14 protein-coding genes are annotated in these 15,367 nt (G+C 67.5%); 3 read left to right on the top strand and 11 right to left on the bottom strand.

The features are described from left to right. The 4 genes from WS96_RS33685 to WS96_RS15330 all read right to left on the bottom strand — a co-directional run. On the bottom strand, positions 1–173 hold a 173-nt coding region (locus WS96_RS33685; protein ID WP_124631911.1), incomplete at its 3' end, for an FAD-dependent oxidoreductase. 39 nt (positions 174–212) lie between these two features. Next, entirely contained in the window at positions 213–2,003 is a 1,791-nt protein-coding gene (locus WS96_RS15340; RefSeq protein WP_059833515.1) for an acyl-CoA dehydrogenase, read from the bottom strand. Positions 2,004–2,420: 417 nt separating this feature from the next. Then, positions 2,421–3,482 carry an AraC family transcriptional regulator gene (locus tag WS96_RS15335; RefSeq protein WP_156443639.1) on the bottom strand — a complete coding sequence of 354 codons (1,062 nt, stop codon included), beginning with the start codon at positions 3,480–3,482 and terminating at the stop codon, positions 2,421–2,423. A gap of 98 nt (positions 3,483–3,580) precedes the next feature. Continuing rightward, positions 3,581–5,215: an AMP-binding protein gene (locus WS96_RS15330; RefSeq protein ID WP_059833513.1), complete on the bottom strand. Its 1,635-nt coding sequence runs from the start codon at positions 5,213–5,215 to the stop codon at positions 3,581–3,583. A gap of 312 nt (positions 5,216–5,527) precedes the next feature. Between WS96_RS15330 and WS96_RS15325 the strand changes: the two genes are divergently transcribed. After that, positions 5,528–6,628 carry an AraC family transcriptional regulator gene (locus WS96_RS15325; protein WP_059833521.1) on the top strand — a complete coding sequence of 367 codons (1,101 nt, stop codon included), beginning with the start codon at positions 5,528–5,530 and terminating at the stop codon, positions 6,626–6,628. Between the two features lie 16 nt (positions 6,629–6,644). On the opposite strand, the gene WS96_RS15320 is transcribed toward WS96_RS15325, so the two are convergent. The 5 genes from WS96_RS15320 to WS96_RS15300 all read right to left on the bottom strand — a co-directional run bounded on the left by WS96_RS15320 (position 6,645) and on the right by WS96_RS15300 (position 11,174). Continuing rightward, positions 6,645–8,147 (bottom strand): sensor histidine kinase, encoded by a 1,503-nt coding sequence (locus tag WS96_RS15320; protein WP_059833519.1) that lies wholly within the window; start codon positions 8,145–8,147, stop codon positions 6,645–6,647. Then, positions 8,147–8,857: a response regulator transcription factor gene (locus WS96_RS15315; RefSeq protein WP_059833511.1), complete on the bottom strand. Its 711-nt coding sequence runs from the start codon at positions 8,855–8,857 to the stop codon at positions 8,147–8,149. The genes WS96_RS15320 and WS96_RS15315 overlap by 1 nt, the downstream gene beginning before the upstream one ends. A 530-nt stretch (positions 8,858–9,387) precedes the next feature. After that, positions 9,388–10,047: a hypothetical protein gene (locus WS96_RS15310; RefSeq protein ID WP_059833509.1), complete on the bottom strand. Its 660-nt coding sequence runs from the start codon at positions 10,045–10,047 to the stop codon at positions 9,388–9,390. Then, positions 10,044–10,334 (bottom strand): hypothetical protein, encoded by a 291-nt coding sequence (locus tag WS96_RS15305; RefSeq protein ID WP_059833507.1) that lies wholly within the window; start codon positions 10,332–10,334, stop codon positions 10,044–10,046. The genes WS96_RS15310 and WS96_RS15305 overlap by 4 nt, the downstream gene beginning before the upstream one ends. Positions 10,335–10,421: 87 nt before the next feature. Continuing rightward, complete coding sequence (locus WS96_RS15300; protein WP_059833506.1) at positions 10,422–11,174, bottom strand: hypothetical protein; 753 nt, start codon at positions 11,172–11,174, stop codon at positions 10,422–10,424. 186 nt (positions 11,175–11,360) lie between these two features. On the opposite strand from WS96_RS15300, the gene WS96_RS15295 reads away from it, so the two are divergent. Then, on the top strand, positions 11,361–12,317 hold the full coding sequence (locus tag WS96_RS15295; protein WP_059833504.1) for a DUF4189 domain-containing protein: 957 nt from the start codon (positions 11,361–11,363) through the stop codon (positions 12,315–12,317). 259 nt (positions 12,318–12,576) lie between these two features. Here WS96_RS15295 and WS96_RS15290 read toward each other — a convergent pair whose 3' ends face one another. Next, positions 12,577–13,464: a LysR family transcriptional regulator gene (locus WS96_RS15290; protein WP_059833502.1), complete on the bottom strand. Its 888-nt coding sequence runs from the start codon at positions 13,462–13,464 to the stop codon at positions 12,577–12,579. A gap of 113 nt (positions 13,465–13,577) precedes the next feature. On the opposite strand from WS96_RS15290, the gene WS96_RS15285 reads away from it, so the two are divergent. Beyond that, positions 13,578–14,348, top strand: coding sequence for an NAD(P)H-dependent oxidoreductase (locus WS96_RS15285; protein ID WP_059833517.1), 771 nt, complete (start codon positions 13,578–13,580; stop codon positions 14,346–14,348). 230 nt (positions 14,349–14,578) lie between these two features. Here the strand turns inward: WS96_RS15285 and WS96_RS15280 are convergent, their stop codons facing one another. Then, entirely contained in the window at positions 14,579–15,361 is a 783-nt protein-coding gene (locus WS96_RS15280) for a hypothetical protein (RefSeq protein ID WP_082720265.1), read from the bottom strand. Positions 15,362–15,367: the final 6 nt, after the last annotated feature.

The raw sequence follows: 15,367 nt of genomic DNA, 5'->3' as shown, positions 1-15,367 counted from the left end.
ATCTCGGAACCCTTCTCGAGCACGCACACGCCGATCTCGGTGCCTTTCTCGGCGGCCAGCTGCTTGAGCCGGATCGCAGCCGACAGCCCGGCCGGGCCGCCGCCGACGATCACGACGTCGTATTCCATCGATTCGCGCGGGCCGTATTGCGCGAGCAAGTCCTGTGTGGTCAAAATCCTGTCTCCTCCTGCTGCATCCCGACCGTCAGCCGGTCAGAACTGGTCTTCCGTCAACGCGAGCACGCTCTCGTTGCCCTTCGCGCCGACGATCGACGCTTCGAGCGCGCCCGCCTGCACCAGCACGTGCTCCGCATAGCATTGCGCGATCGCGATCTTCGCGTCGAAGAACGCGACGTCGTTCGCGCGGTTCGCGTGCGCGGCCACCAGCGCGCGCGCCATCTGCCAGCCGCACAGCACGACGCCCGCCAGCTTCAGGTACGGCACGCTGCCCGCGAACACCGCGTTCGGGTCCTGCTTCGTGTTCGCCAGCACGTAGTCGACCACCGCCGACAACGCGCGCGCCCCCTTCTCCAGCTGCGCCTTCATCGAAGCGGCCGCCGCGCCGTCGATCTTGCCGAGCGCCGCGACCGTGTCGCCGATCTCCGCAATCAGCGCCTTCGCCACCGCGCCGCCGTCGCGCATCGTCTTGCGGCCGACCAGGTCGTTCGCCTGAATCGCGGTCGTCCCTTCGTAGATCGCCAGGATCCGCGCGTCGCGGTAGTACTGTGCCGCGCCCGTCTCCTCGATGAAGCCCATCCCGCCGTGCACCTGCACGCCCAGGCTCGCGACGTCGTTCACCATCTCCGTGCTCCAGCCCTTCACCACCGGCACCAGGTATTCGTAGATGGCCTGATGACGCGCGCGCGTCGCGTCGTCCGGATGGCGATGGGCGATGTCGCTGTGCGCGGCAGCCACATACGCGAGCGCCCGCGCGCCTTCGGTCAGCGCACGCATCGTGCCGAGCATCCGGCGTACGTCCGGGTGATGGATGATCGTCACCGACTGCTTGGCCGAGCCGTCCACCGGACGGCTCTGCACGCGTTCCTTCGCGAATTCGGCCGCCTTCCGGTACGCGCGGTCGGCCACGCCGATCCCTTGCATCCCGACGCCGAAGCGCGCCGCGTTCATCATGATGAACATGTATTCGAGGCCACGGTTCTCCTCGCCCACGAGATAGCCGATCGCGCCGCCGTGATCGCCGTATTGCAGCACCGCCGTCGGGCTCGCCTTGATCCCGAGCTTGTGTTCGATCGACACGCAATGCACGTCGTTGCGCGCGCCGAGCGAGCCGTCGTCGTTGACCAGGAACTTCGGCACGATGAACAGCGAGATGCCCTTCACGCCTTCCGGCGCGTTCGGCGTGCGCGCCAGCACCAGGTGGACGATGTTGTCCGCCATGTCGTGCTCGCCCCACGTGATGAAGATCTTCGTGCCGAACACCTTGTACGTGCCGTCGCCCTGCGGCTCGGCGCGCGAGCGCACCAGCGCGAGATCCGAACCGGCTTGCGGCTCGGTCAGGTTCATCGTGCCGGTCCATTCGCCCGAGATCAGCTTCGGCACGTAACGCTGCTTCTGCTCGTCGGTGCCGGCCGTCAGCAGCGCCTCGATCGCGCCGTCGGTGAGCAGCGGGCACAAGGCGAACGACAGGTTCGACGCGTTCAGCATCTCGATGCACGGCGTCGCGATCAGCTTCGGCAGCCCCTGGCCGTCGTATTCGGCCGGATGCTGCAGCCCCTGCCAGCCGCCTTCGACGAACTGACGGAACGCGTCGCCGAAGCCCGGGGTCGCGGTCACGACGCCGTCCTTCCAGCTGCTGGGGTTGCGGTCGCCTTCGACGTTCAGCGGCGCCAGCACCTCGCCGCAGAATTTCGCGGACTCGTCCAGCACGGCCTGCGCCGTGTCGTAACCCGCATCCTCGAAGCCCGGCAACTGCGCAATGGCGTCGATACCCGCGAGTTCCTTCAGCACGAACAGCATGTCCTTGACGGGGGCGTTATAGCTCATGGTCGATGTTCCAATCAGGCGGTGAATAGGGGGCGCCACGGGGTCCGATACGGCAAAACCGGCCAAGCCGGGCGACGCGATGGGCCATCCTAACGCCGGGCATCCGGATTCCCATTGTCATATCCGGCCCACATGGTGACAAAACCGGCCACGTCGCGTGCCGGCGGACACCACCTCCCCGGCGGCGAACGCCCGCCGGACGGGCGTCGGCGCCCGGCCCGGCGGTATCGGCAATCGCGGTGATGCGCGCTAACAGGAAACGACCGGCGGCACTCGCGCCTGCCCGGCTCGCCCGACGAAGGAAGCCGGTTATGGGAGTGTCCGCTCAAAAACCGGCCGTGAAAACCACAAAAGGAGCCGGTTATGGGATTGAATCCGTGCACGCGCGAATCCGCGACGCTCAACCCCGCGCCCGCATCACGCCCGGCGCCGATACGTCCCCGGCGTACTGCCGGTCCAGTGCCGGAACGCGCGATGAAACGCGCTCGGGTCGTCGAAGCCGATATCCGCGCCGATCGCGGCGATCGTGTCGGGCGTATCGGTCAGCCGCTGGATCGCGATATCGCGCCGCAGCTCGTCCTTCAGCACCTGGAACGTCGTCCCTTCGGCGGCCAGATGGCGGCTCAGCGTCCGCACCGAACAATGCAGGTGCTCGGCCGCCTGGTCGATCACGGGCAGATCCGGCAGCGCCGCCGACAGGTATTGCCGCACCCGATGGCACACGAGCTGTTCGCTGAACGATTCGAAGATCCAGTCGCCGGGCGCGCGCGCGAGGAATTTGCGCAGGTTGCGCTTGCTCTGCCGGATCGGCGCGTCGAGGTAATCGGCGCTGAAGCGCATCAGCGTGCGCTCGCGGTCGAACTGCACCGCGCCGGTGAAGAAGTACAGGTGATCGACCGCGTGGCGGGGCCGCGGGCACGCGAACTCGATCTGCAGCAGCGGGATCTTCTGCCCGATCAGCCAGGAGCACACGCCGTGCACGAGCTTGAGCATCAGTTCCTGGCCGAGCGCGCCGATCGGCCCGATGGCCTCGTTCGGGCGCAGCAGCACCTGCGCGACGAGATCGTCGCGCTTCGATTCGACGAAGAAGTCGTCGAGCAGGATATGAAAGAATTGCCCGAAACGATGCAGCGCCGTTTCGAGGTTGCGCGCATCGAGCAGGCTCAGGCACAGATACTTCAGCGTGCCGCCGCGCAGCGGGCGCGAGAAAATGCCGGGCATCTCGTCGTCGAGATCGATCGCGAGCGTGCGGTACAGCGTCGAGAACTGTTCCTCCGTCACGCGCGCGTGCGGCTCGCCGAGCAGCTCGATCGGGATGCCGGCGCCGCGCAGGTAGCGTTCGACCACGTCGCGCTGCACGCCCGCGCTCGCGAGAAAGCCGTTGACGAGCGAGATCGGCACCGTCGCGCTCGGCGACGGCAGCGCACGCCCGGGCCGGGCGGAAAGTGGATCTGAGCCGGTCATCGCGTCCCCGTCGATCGAACCGAGCGCATTGTACTTGAGCGGCCCGCGCGCCGCCTTCGTGGCTTTCCGCGCACCGGGCCGCGCAGCCGCGGCCGCGCGACGCGTCGCCCTCGTCAGTCGGTGCGGCTGAGTTCGCGGCGCAGGATCTTGCCGACCGTCGACTTCGGCAACCGGTCGACGAATCGAACCCGCTTCGGCACCTTGTACGCGGCCAGGCTCGCGCGGCAATGCGCGACGAGTTGCGCTTCCGTCACGTCGGCGTCCGGCGCCAGCACCACGAACAGCTTGACGGCCTCGCCCGTGCGCGGGTCCGGCACGCCGATGCACGCGCATTCGGCCACGCCCGGCAGCGCGGTCGCCACCGCTTCCACCTCGTTCGGATACACGTTGAAGCCCGACACGATGATCATGTCCTTCTTGCGGTCGACGATCCGCAGGAAGCCGGCCGCGTCGAACACGCCGACGTCGCCGGTGCGGAAATAGCCGTCCGCCGTGAACGCCGCCGCATTCGCGTCCGGCTTCTGCCAGTAGCCGCTCATCACCTGCGGCCCCTTCACGCAGATCTCGCCCGCTTCGCCGATCGCCACCTCGCGATCCTGCTCGTCGAGCAGCTTCACGTCGGTCGACGGCAGCGGCAGGCCCGTGGTGCCCGTGAACCGGTCGATCGACTGCGGGTTGAACGACACGACTGGCGACGTTTCCGACAGCCCGTAGCCCTCGCGGATGAAATTGCCGGTTACCGCCTTCCAGCGCGACGAGATCACGTCGATCACCGCCGCGCCGCCGCCGGCCGACAGCTTCAGCCGCGACCAGTCGACCTCCTTCAGGCGCGGATGGCCGGCAAGCCCCGCGTACAGCGTGTTCACGCCGACGAACACCGTCGGCCGCGCGGTCTTCAGCACGTCGACGAACCCGTCCATGTCGCGCGGATTCGCGACGAGCCAGTTCTGCGCGCCGATCGCGAAGTAGGACAGGAAGTTCACCGTCAGCGCGAAGATGTGATACAGCGGGATCGCCGTGACGACGACCTCTTCGCCCGGCTGGCGCGCATCCGGCACGATCGCCGCGAACTGCGCGATGTTCGCGACGAGGTTGCGATGCGACAGCGCCGCGCCCTTCGACAGGCCGGTCGTGCCGCCCGTGTATTGCAGCAGCAACAGGTCCGCGCCGCTCAACGCAACCGGCTCGCACGCGAGCGATTCGCCGGCGGCGATCGCGTGCGCGAGCGCGGTCGAACCGGGCGGCAGTGCGTCGCACGTGCCGGCCGGCGCATCGACGACGCCGAGATCCTCGGGCCCCACGCTCAGCACGGTGCGCACGCGCGTGCCGCCGACCACCTCCGCGAACGTGCCCATCGACCCGCCGCAGACGATCGCCGCCTCGACTCCTGCGTCGTTGAGCTGATGCTCGAGCTCGCGCGCGGTGTAGTGCGGATTCACGTTGACCTGGACCGCGCCGATCTTCGCGACGGCGACGAACACGACCGGAAACGCCAGCACGTTGGGCAGCATCACGGCCACCCGATCGCCCTTGCGCACGCCGACGACCTGCTGCAGATACGCGGCCAGCGCGGTCGACAGGCGGTCGACGTCGGCATAGGCGAGCGTGCGGCCGAACGCATGGAACGCCGGACGGTCGGCGAAGCGGCGCATCGCGTCGTCCAGCAGCGCGCTGACGGAAGGATGGCGATCGGCGTCGATCTCGGCGGGGATCGAGCCGTACGACCCGGTCCAGTGTCTGTTCGTCATGTCTCGCTCCTCGGGGGACGGCACGCCGGCATGCGCGCCGTTCGCACGGCGGCCTGCACGCCGGAAGGACGCGGGCCGCCGCCTGAGCGGCGACTATCGCCCGCGCGACGCGCTTTGCAAATGATCCGGCCGGCCGAAAACATGATCGAAACGGACACGCGCATGCACGTGCCCACGTCGCTTCGCACGGCGAACGCCCGTCCGGTCGGGCCGTCCCGTCGGCACGTCAGGGTGAACCCTGTGGCGAACGGAATCGTTCCCGCGCAGAATGGCAAGCCGTCAACGATATCGATTCGGACGCAGGATCCCGCCATGTCGCGCAGTGCGCTGTTGAAACCGACGGACGCCCGTCCCCCGCGGCTGCCCGACGCCGACGCCGCCCACGCGTTGCGCGAGCAGCGCTTCACGCCGGCCAAGCTGGCCGTGCTGGTCGACGTGGCCGCGCAAGCCGGCCTCGACCCGGCGACGGTGCTCGCCGGCACCGGCCTCGCGCCGGCCGATGTCGCGGACCCGTTCACGCTCACGTCGCCGCTGCAGTTCCTCACGGCCGCGCGCAACGCGGTCGACCGGTACGACGGCACCGACCTCGGCGTGCGCGTCGGCCGCCTGCTGCGCGCGTCGAGCTACGGCATGTACGGCTACGCGATGCTGTGCTCGGAATCGCTCGCGCGCGCGTTCGATGCGGCCGTCAAATATCATCGGCTCGCGAACGGGATGCTGCCGATCCGGTGGGTCGAACACGGCGACACCGCGTCGTGGCTGTTTCCGGACCGCCACGAAGTCGCGCTGCCCGATCTCGACGAGCCGTTGTACCGTTTCCTGATCGACATGCAGTTCGCGCTGCACGTGACGATCATCAAGGACGTGATGGGCGGATGGTGCGTGCCCGCGCGCGCGCAGTTCGCGCAGCCGCGGCCGCCGCATGGGGCGCTGCTGGCCGACGCGCTCGAATGCCCGATCGCGTTCGACCAGCCGCATCACGTGCTCAGCTATCCGGCGGCCTGGCTCGCGCGCGCGCCGCAGCTCGCGAATCCGATCACCGCCGCGCAGGTGTCGTCGCACTGCGCGCAGTTGCTCGACGAATTGCGCAGCCGATCGGGTATCACGCGACGCGTATACGAAGAACTCACCCGCACGCCGGGACAATTCCCGGACATCGACGCGATCGCCGAAAGCCTGTGCATGACCTCGCGCACGTTGCGCCGCAAGCTCGAAGCCGAAGGCACGTCGTACAGCGAACTGCTGACGAGCGTGCGCAAGGCGCTCGCGATCGACTACCTCGGCACGACCACGCTCAGCACCGAGGACATCGCGCTGACGCTCGGCTTCAGCGATGCCGTGGGATTCCGCCACGCGTTCAAGCGCTGGACCGGCACGACGCCGAGCGACGTGCGGCGCAAGCGCGGCCGATAACGCCGCCGATCGCAGGTCAGCGTACGTCGCCCGCCGCCGGCGACGCGACCGCCAGCGCAAACTCGAACACCGCGCCGCGCCCGGGCCGGTCGACGAGCCGGATGCCGCTGCCGTTGAGCGCCAGCATCCGGTGCACGATCAACAGGCCGAGCCCGCCGCTCGTCGCCGTGCCGCCGCTCATCGGCCGCTGCGGCCGCTGGAACAACCCTTCGCGCCGCGCCGCCGGAATCCCTTCGCCGGTATCCGACACGGTCACGACCACGCGGTCGCCCTGCGGTTCCAGCGCGATCTCGACCTCGCCGTGCGAAGGCGTGTGCCGCAGCGCGTTGTCGAGCAGGTTGGTCAGCACGCGCTCGATCATCCCGAGATCGGCCGACACGGCCGGTACGCGCGGCGGAATCCGCGCATGCAGCGCGACGCCGCGCGATTGCGCGGCCAGCTCGAATTTCTGGAACACGTCCTGCACGAGATCGACGAGCGAGAACGGCTCGCGCTCGGCCTGCACGCCGCCCGATTCGAGCCGCGCCAGCTCGAACAGCGCCTGCGCGAGCCGCCCGACCTTCGCGCTCTGCGCGAGCGCGATCGACAGGTAGCGCCGCCGCTCGGGCTCGGCCAGCGTGTCGGCCTTCAGCGACAGCGTCTCCAGATAACCGTGCAGCGACGTGAGCGGCGTGCGCAGGTCGTGCGAGATGTTCGTGATCAGTTCGCGCCGCTGTTGGTCCTGGCGCGTCAACGCGCGCCACTGCTCGCCGATCCGGTCGGCCATCTGCGCGAACGCGGATTCGAGCACCGCGATGTCGTCGCCGCGGCGGCCCGGCGGCAAGCGCAGCACCGGCGGCGGCGCGTCAGGCGCGCCGGGCGCGGCGTTCGCGTCGAAGTCGCGCATCGCGGCCGTCAGCCGGCGCAGCGGGCGCGTGATGAAGCCGAATGCGACGAGGCCCGCCAGCAACCCGAGCAGCGCGACGATCGCCATCGACCACAGCGTCGTGCGCAGCACGTTACCGGCATCGACGCGCGCGGCGAGCCGGTCATGTGCCTCGCCGAGCAGCACCACGTAGATGTAGCCCGACGGCGGCTGCCCCGCGCGCTGCAGCGGCGCGGCGCTGAACACCTTGCGCGCGTCCGGGCTGCGCGGATCGTCGCCGAGAATCGGCAGCGGCTGGCCCGCGATGAAGCGCTGCACGGGCGCGAGATCGACGCGGTCGCGCTTCACGTGGCCCGGCGGCGCATCGTCGCCCTTGATGCGCCCGGCGTTGTCGAGCAGGTACACCTCGACGCTCGGGTTCACGCCCATCAACTGCCCGAACAGCGTGCGCACGGCATCGGGACGCAGCCCGTTCGCGTCCATCAGCGGCGCGCTGCCGGCGATGTTGGCGGCCAGATCGCGCGACAGCGCCTGCACGACTTCCTTCTCGCGCATGTCGTTCGCGCGGATCTGCAGCCATGCCGACGCGCCCGAGCACGCGAGCAGCAGGATCGAGAACACGAGCGACAGCCGCCGCGTGAGCGTGAGCTTCATCATGCGTCCGGCGCGGCGAGCTTGTAGCCGCGTCCCCACACGGTGAGGATCCGCACGGGCTCGGCCGGATCGGCCTCGATCTTCGCGCGCAGCCGGTTGATGTGGGTGTTGACCGTGTGTTCGTAGCCTTCGTGCCGATAGCCCCACACGGCGTTCAGCAGGTCCATCCGCGAGAACACCTTGCCCGGATGCCGCGCGAAGAAATACAGCAGGTCGAATTCGCGCGGCGTGAGGTCGATGCGCGCGCCGTCGACGCTCGCCTCGCGCGCGATCGGGTCGATCGCGAGCCCCGCGACGTCGAGCGTGCCCGCGTCGATCCGCGAATCGCGCGCGAGCGCATCGACGCGCCGCAGCAGCGCCTTCACGCGCGCGACGAGTTCGAGCACCGAGAACGGCTTCGCGAGGTAGTCGTCGGCGCCGAGTTCGAGGCCGAGGATCCGGTGCACCTCGCTCGACCGGGCGCTCGTGATGATGATCGGCGTGTAGCGCGTCATCGCCCGCGCGCGGCGGCAGATTTCGAGGCCGTCGACGCCCGGCAGCATCAGGTCGAGGATCAGCGCGTCCCAGCCGCCCTGTTCGAGCAGGCGCAACCCTTCGGCGCCGTCCGCGCTGTGCACGACCTCGTAGCGCTCGTCGCGTAGGTGCAGGCTCAGCACGTCGGCGATGTCGGCGTCGTCCTCGACGATCAGGATGCGTTTCGGGTGGTCCATGGCGGTGGGCGGCGGTACGTCGGAGCGGAGCTCGGTCACGGTTGTCGGGCGGCGATCACGGCCGGCGCGAAGCGCGGCGGAAGGCCGCGCTGCCGTCATTGTGCAAAATTTTGCGGCGGCAAGGGATCACATTTCGTTTATGTTTGCGCCGCGCGTGCGCCGTCGGCCCACGCCGTCACGGGCGGGCACGGCAATCTGGCCCTTGAAACGCGATGTCGGACATGCAGGCAACGCGCTCGATCGACAGTGAAAGATTCGCCAGCCGGCGTTTGGCAAGCGCGGTGGGATGCGAAGGGTTTCAGTACGGAATCCGTGCGGCGCGCTTAGGCCCCGTCGTTGCAACGGGTATCTCGCGGGCGATTCGACGCACAACGTGTCCGTAGCACCGAATCGGTCGGATCGGCGTGTCGTGGGGTGGCAACCGAACCAGGCGATATGGACGAGGTTGAACGAACGCGCGCCACGCCGTCGAGCGCAATAACGGACGAAAAATGTGTCTGGCAGCCTCGGATGCCGGCGTCGCCCCTTCGTCAACCACTCGATTCCGGCGGCACGATCCGGGCATCGGCCGCCCGCGACTCGCCTCTGCGTTCCGCATCGCGCATGAGCTCCGTGAGTTCACGCAATCGCTCGGCAGGAATTTCGTCGTGTTCCACCCCTTCGCGGTCGTCACCCCCGGTGCTACGCCCGAACTTCGAGCGACGCGGCCCGGTCGACGAAATGTCGGACGCAATCCCATCGACGATCGACTTCAAATTCGATGTCGAAGGAGGTGCGTTGTCGATTCCCTCCGTTTGCATCCGCGCGATCCACTCGATCGTCATCGCATCGTCTCTGCTCACGCCTGCCATGCGGAAAATGCCGGGCTCGCTTTGCGAGCGATCGGCTCGGAGCAGCACCGTACGCAGGAATCCCTTCGCGAACCCGATGCTGCTGAATTGCCAGTCGGCATCGCGCTCGGCAAGATCATCGTTGACGGTCTGCTGCATCGAAACGTGATCGGTATATCCCGCATAGCCTTTCGGCTCGCCGGGAAAGTACTGAAAATCCAGCGACGGTGACGCGGCCGGTCGCGGGTTGCGTGCTGCCGCCTGCTTTTGCCTGCTGCGCCGGCTGTCGTTCACTGCCGCCACGAACGCAATCAGACCGGCGCACGCGCCGATCAGGACGGCAAGGACCGTCTGCTTCATCGTTTGCTCTCGACGCGCGCCGCGGCCGGATCGCCTTCCTTTTTGAGCGAGCGTGCGTAGGCGTCGTCTGCGCCGACGTTCAGCGCCATGGCTGCATCGAAAAGCGCCGTGACGGCGGCTTCATCGTCGCCCGACGCACAAATTTTCTCGGCTTTCGCGATATACCGCTGCTGATCGTCATAGACGGGCTGATCGATGGTTTTGTCCGCAAGCGCGCCGTCCACCTGCGTCCTGTACAGCGCGAGACTTGCCGCGCATTTCGATCCGGCCGGCTTGCAGGCAAGCATGGCCAGACATAGCAGGAGCGCGCAACAAAGCTTCATCGATCGAGGCCTCTCTCAATACCGCAAGAACGTCCACCGCTTCACGAACGGCTACAACGACTGGTCGTCGATCGCCACGAGCTGCCAGCACGATCCCGACCGCTGGAAGCGATAGCGAATCTTGTGGCCGTTGTCCGATCCGGCATATTCGACATGGCCGGTCGTCTTGTCGTCCTGAGTGACGCGAACGACCTTTCCTTCCCGCCTGGCACGCTCGATATCCATCATCAGCGGGTAGGACGCCTTCTGCTCGGTGACGTGTCTGGTCACCGGTTTGGGCTCCGGCCGGGCGGCGGCATCGATATCGGTGACGGCGAGAGGCCAGCGGGTAAACCGCGCCTGGATCGAAATCCTGCCGGAAAACGCCTTGACGAACGCGCCGAGTTCGCTGGCGGGACAGACCGACGGGTCGAGCAACGGCGCCTTGTCCGACGCCGCTCGGGCCGGCTCCGCGTCGACCGGCCCGCTGAGCCGCGTGACCGCCAGCACCTTTTCGACAATGCGGTTGTTTCCCTTCATGTAGGTCGTCGCCGAGATGTCACACACCGCGTTCTGCCCGCATTCCTTTTGCGCCCTGGACTCGGCTGCGGAGTCCGCTTCAAAGAAACACGTCGGCTTGCCGTCCTTCTCCGTCGAAGAGCCGGCCATGCCCGACCCGGAGCTGAACGTGCCGCTGCAAACGAAGAACGTCGGGGGAGAGGGAGCGGTCGCGGAGCGGGCCGATGACTGGTCGGCCATCGCCTCGCCCGCTACCGCGACGAGCGTCACGGCCGACCAGCCCATTAACAGTTGGATGCGAGACATAAGCGGCCGCCTCATTTTGAAATTTCATTCGACCATGAAGTTGCGGTCAATCCTATCGTGAATGCATCATCGTCGATTGTTAAGAACTGCAAAATCAACCGGAAATTTACCACAATAAACTTCGATGCCGCGAAGTGATATAACGCACCGATTCTTCAAAAACATTGCGCAGAGGAAGCATCGACAATGAAAACGAATGGACTCCTTTCTATTGCGGCGGTTGCGCTCGCCGGACTCTCGTTGCCGACGCAGGCGTTCGCGCAGACCTATCCGTGCGGGGGGCCCGGTCCCGGCGAGCGGGTCGTGGGCATGACGCAAGGTGGTCCCGGCGTCGCGCCGAGCCCGCTATGCGCGCCCGACGATAGCGATTCGGCGCCCTCCCGCTCTTCCGGCAGAAAGGAGCCCGAACACGGTGACGGGTGGCTTCGCTACGAAGCCGAAACGCCGTCGAACACACGATATACCGCCGTTGCCTGGCATCAGGATGCCGCCGACATTTGGGTCGTCGGCAATTTTGTCTATCGCAATGACGCCGCGCTCGCGGCAGTGGCCGCCTGCAACGCCGTGATGGGCAAGGGCTGCGAACTCGCCGGCACGTGGTGGAATTCCTCGGTCACGATCGTCCGTGACCGGTATGGTTCTTTTGCCATGGGTTGGGACGGCAACGGCGGCGCTCAAAGCAAACAGACGATGGCCGACTGCTCGGCACACCAGCTCTTGCCATGCGAGGTGTTTGCCACGATTGCCCTGGGCAGCCGGCGTTCGCCCGATGTCTCGGTCCGCAAATTCTATGCGGTCTCCGCGTGGGCTACCGATGCGGCGGGAGACGACGGAAAGCTTTATGTCGCGAGCGGGTATCGCAAACTCGAGGATGCAAACAACGCTGCCATCAAGGCCTGCAGCGACGCCACCAGGACCGCGTGCAAGAGCAATGCGCTCACCGGCAACGGCGTCATTCTCGCCTACCGGCTGAATGGCGGAGAAATCAGCGCGACCTCCGAAACCTCGGCGGCGCGTGCGCGAGCGGCCGCTCAGGCGGCCTGCAACAAGCAGGCGAACACCAGTTGCGAGATTCAGGCCGTGTTCGACAGCCGCCGGCCGGGCCTCTTCGTCCACGACTTCAAGACCGGTCAGACGCGCTAGCGGCGGGTGTCGTTGCCGGGTGTTTGCGGGGCTGCGATCAGGTGCCGGTCCAATTTGGCCGGTCCGCCTTCGCGTCATGAGCACAACGTCGCGGGGCGTCTGTCGGACAAGCGTGCACGACACGCGCTCGACGCCCTGCGGGCGCTCGATGCCCGCACCGATCTGGACCGACTGCTCGCCCTGCTGGCCGTCGAATCCCGGTCGTGACTTGCGCCAAGCGCCGATCGACGGATGCCCGCGCGTCCGGACCGTGGGTCCGTCAACGATGCTCGTCACCGGCGAGACGCGCGCGCAACGCCTCGACCGACGTCGCGACGAACGACGAGAACGCGCGAATCCGCGCGGTGTCGCGCAGGTCCGGATGCGTCAGCAGCCACAGGTCGGTCGCCAGTTCGTCGATCCGGCCGCCCAGCCGCACCAGATCGCACTCGCCGTCGGCCAGGTAGCACGGCAACACGGCCGCGCCGATACCGGCACGCGCCGCGGCGAACAGGCCGAGCAGCGTATCGACCCGATATCCGCAGCGTGCATCGACTCCGTGCGCATGCATCCATCGCTCGAGCGGCCGGTAACCCATCCGCCGGTCCGGGCCGACCCACGCGAGATCGTCGGCACGATCGCGCCACTCGCGCGTTGCGTAGATGGCCTGCGCGATCGTGCCGACCCGGCGGCCGATCAGCGTTTCAGGCGGCGACGATGACGGACGGATCGCGACGTCGGCCTCGCGCTTCGACAGGTCGAAGACCGCATTCGACACCGACACTTCCACCGTGATTTCGGGGCAGGCGCGCCGGAACGCGGCGAACACCGGCGACAGAAAGCCCGACAGCAACGTGTCGGTGGTCGTCACGCGCACGGTGCCCGATGGCCGCACGTCGCGGCCGGCCACGCGCCGCTCGACGCCGTGCACCTCGTCCTGGATCCGCTCGGCGGCAGCGGCGGCGTCCTCGCCGGCGGGCGTCGGCGCATAGCCGGCACGGGTCCGCTCGAACAACTTGACGCGCCATTCGGCTTCGATTGCCGCCAGGCGGCGAAATACCGTCGCGTGGCTGATGCCAAGCCGCCGCGCCGCGCCCGCGAGCGAGCCGGCTTGCGCCACCGCCAGCACGAGCTGCAGGTCGTCCCATGACAGCCGCTGTTCATTCATGCAAACCTCGTTTGCGAAACTGGCCAGTTCCCGTTCATTCTCGCAACGCGTACCGTATCAGGCAAATACCGACGCAAGCCGCCTTCACCGACACGTCACGAGGAATGCCGCCGATGCATACGCTGATCGTTCATTGCCATCCCGAACCGCGCTCGTTCAACGCCGCCCTGCGCGACACCGCCGTGCGGACGATGCGCGCACTCGGCCACGACGTCGCCGTGTCGGATCTCTACGCGGACGGATTCGATCCGGTCGAGGCGCCGCGTCACTACCCGTGCCGCGCCAATACCGAGGTGTTCTCGGCGCTGGTCGAACAGCGCCACGCCAGCGCACATGCCACGTTGCCCGCCGACGTGCGCCGCGAAATCGCCCGCCTCGAGCAGGCGGACCTCGTGGTTTTCCAGTTTCCGATCTGGTGGCATGCGGCGCCCGCGATGCTGAAGGGCTGGTTCGATCGCGTGTTCGTGAACGGCGGCCTGTACACGGGCAGCCGCCGCTACGATCGCGGCCACTTCCGCGGCCGGCGTGCACTCTGCTCGGTCACGACCGGTGCGCCGGCCGCGACGTTCGGCCCGGGCGGGCGCAGCGGCGACATCGGCCTGCTGCTGTGGCCGATTCATTACTCGCTGCATTACATGGGATACGACGTACTGTCGCCGGTGCTCGCGCATGGCGTGCAGGACGCGCGCGGCGGTTACGTGTATCAGGACGATGCGGCGCTGGCGGCCGAACTGGCCGCGCATCGCGACGCTCTCGCGCGCCGGCTCACGAACTGGCGGACAGACAGGCCGCTGCAGTTTCCGGGTTGGGACGACTGGGACGAGCACGGCGTGCTCAAACCGGGAATCGTCGGGTACGACCGGTACGTGCGCGGCTGTGCGTGAGCCCCTCGCGGAAATTTCCGTGACACTGCCTCTAACTGACTTGCGATCGGACGAGGAGGAAGGCTGCCGGTATTCTCAACGGCGGACAGCAGAGCGCGTCGCCACGCTCGGGGAAATCGGCGAATCAGGCAGCCGCCTGCCTGACGACTCGACCTGCTGCATGCCGCCATGCAGCAGGTCATCAACCGCCATGGACACGCGATCGATACCGGCGCGCCTCCCATGCATACTCAGTACGACTTACCGCCCACCGTCGCCGCTTCCAGTTCGCGCGTGATGATCTGCGTGCCGCCCACGTCGGCGACCGACTTGACCAGGCCGACACCCGGCGCGAGCCAGTCGTCCGCGATCGTCTTGCTCGTCAACGCCGGGTTGGTGAAGCTCTCCGTCGTGTGATAGTGGCAGGCATTCGCAAAGACCTTGCCGTTGCGGAGACTGACCGTTTCGCGCGCGACGTACGTCCGCTGGATCGAGACGGACGTTTGCGCGCCGCCTGCCGGATAGACCGGCGTATCCACGTAATTCGCCGTTTCGCTTCCCGCGAGGCCGATCGTCTCGACATAGGGCGGCGAGTTCACGTCCCGCAACGCAAGCGTGCCGCCGCTGTAGACCTCGCCGCCGTAGTTCGTGCGCACACCGTTGCCGACGAGGTAGTAGTGATTGGTCTGAATCGGCGAGCCTGTCGTGGTTTCGGCCTGCTGCGTGAGCGCCACGCCGTTGAACGTCGCCGGCGCGTAAGTCCGCGTGTACACGCCGTTGTCGACCGACGGGCTCTGCGACGTCGCTTGCGTATACATATGCAGTTGCACGGTATCGCCCTGCTGGTAAACCGGATCGCACTCGACGTTCGAGGCGGTCGGTGAACCCGTATTGCCGTCGGGTGCGCCCGTGGTCGGCGTGCCGCCGCCCGTTCCGCCGCCGTTGTTGCTCGCCCCCGAACCGCCGGACGCCGCGGGCGAGGAATTGTCGTCGCCGCCGCAAGCGGTCAGCGCAACGCAGGTCAATGCAATCAGTACAGC

This window comes from Burkholderia sp. MSMB1835, from assembly GCF_001526365.1.
GTDB lineage: Bacteria > Pseudomonadota > Gammaproteobacteria > Burkholderiales > Burkholderiaceae > Burkholderia.
The sequence above is the reverse complement of the archived record's forward strand: the minus strand, read 5'-3'. Positions and strand labels throughout refer to the sequence as shown.

What these genes read in the sequence shown, in the direction of transcription:
- WS96_RS15340 (WP_059833515.1), bottom strand. Translation starts at nt 2,003, where the DNA reads ATGAGCTATAACGCCCCCGTCAAGGACATGCTGTTCGTGCTGAAGGAA.
- WS96_RS15315 (WP_059833511.1), bottom strand. Translation starts at nt 8,857, where the DNA reads ATGGACCACCCGAAACGCATCCTGATCGTCGAGGACGACGCCGACATC.
- WS96_RS15285 (WP_059833517.1), top strand. Translation starts at nt 13,578, where the DNA reads ATGCATACGCTGATCGTTCATTGCCATCCCGAACCGCGCTCGTTCAAC.
- WS96_RS15300 (WP_059833506.1), bottom strand. Translation starts at nt 11,174, where the DNA reads ATGTCTCGCATCCAACTGTTAATGGGCTGGTCGGCCGTGACGCTCGTC.
- WS96_RS15320 (WP_059833519.1), bottom strand. Translation starts at nt 8,147, where the DNA reads ATGAAGCTCACGCTCACGCGGCGGCTGTCGCTCGTGTTCTCGATCCTG.
- WS96_RS15290 (WP_059833502.1), bottom strand. Translation starts at nt 13,464, where the DNA reads ATGAATGAACAGCGGCTGTCATGGGACGACCTGCAGCTCGTGCTGGCG.
- WS96_RS15305 (WP_059833507.1), bottom strand. Translation starts at nt 10,334, where the DNA reads ATGCTTGCCTGCAAGCCGGCCGGATCGAAATGCGCGGCAAGTCTCGCG.
- WS96_RS15295 (WP_059833504.1), top strand. Translation starts at nt 11,361, where the DNA reads ATGAAAACGAATGGACTCCTTTCTATTGCGGCGGTTGCGCTCGCCGGA.
- WS96_RS15325 (WP_059833521.1), top strand. Translation starts at nt 5,528, where the DNA reads ATGTCGCGCAGTGCGCTGTTGAAACCGACGGACGCCCGTCCCCCGCGG.
- WS96_RS15310 (WP_059833509.1), bottom strand. Translation starts at nt 10,047, where the DNA reads ATGAAGCAGACGGTCCTTGCCGTCCTGATCGGCGCGTGCGCCGGTCTG.
- WS96_RS15330 (WP_059833513.1), bottom strand. Translation starts at nt 5,215, where the DNA reads ATGACGAACAGACACTGGACCGGGTCGTACGGCTCGATCCCCGCCGAG.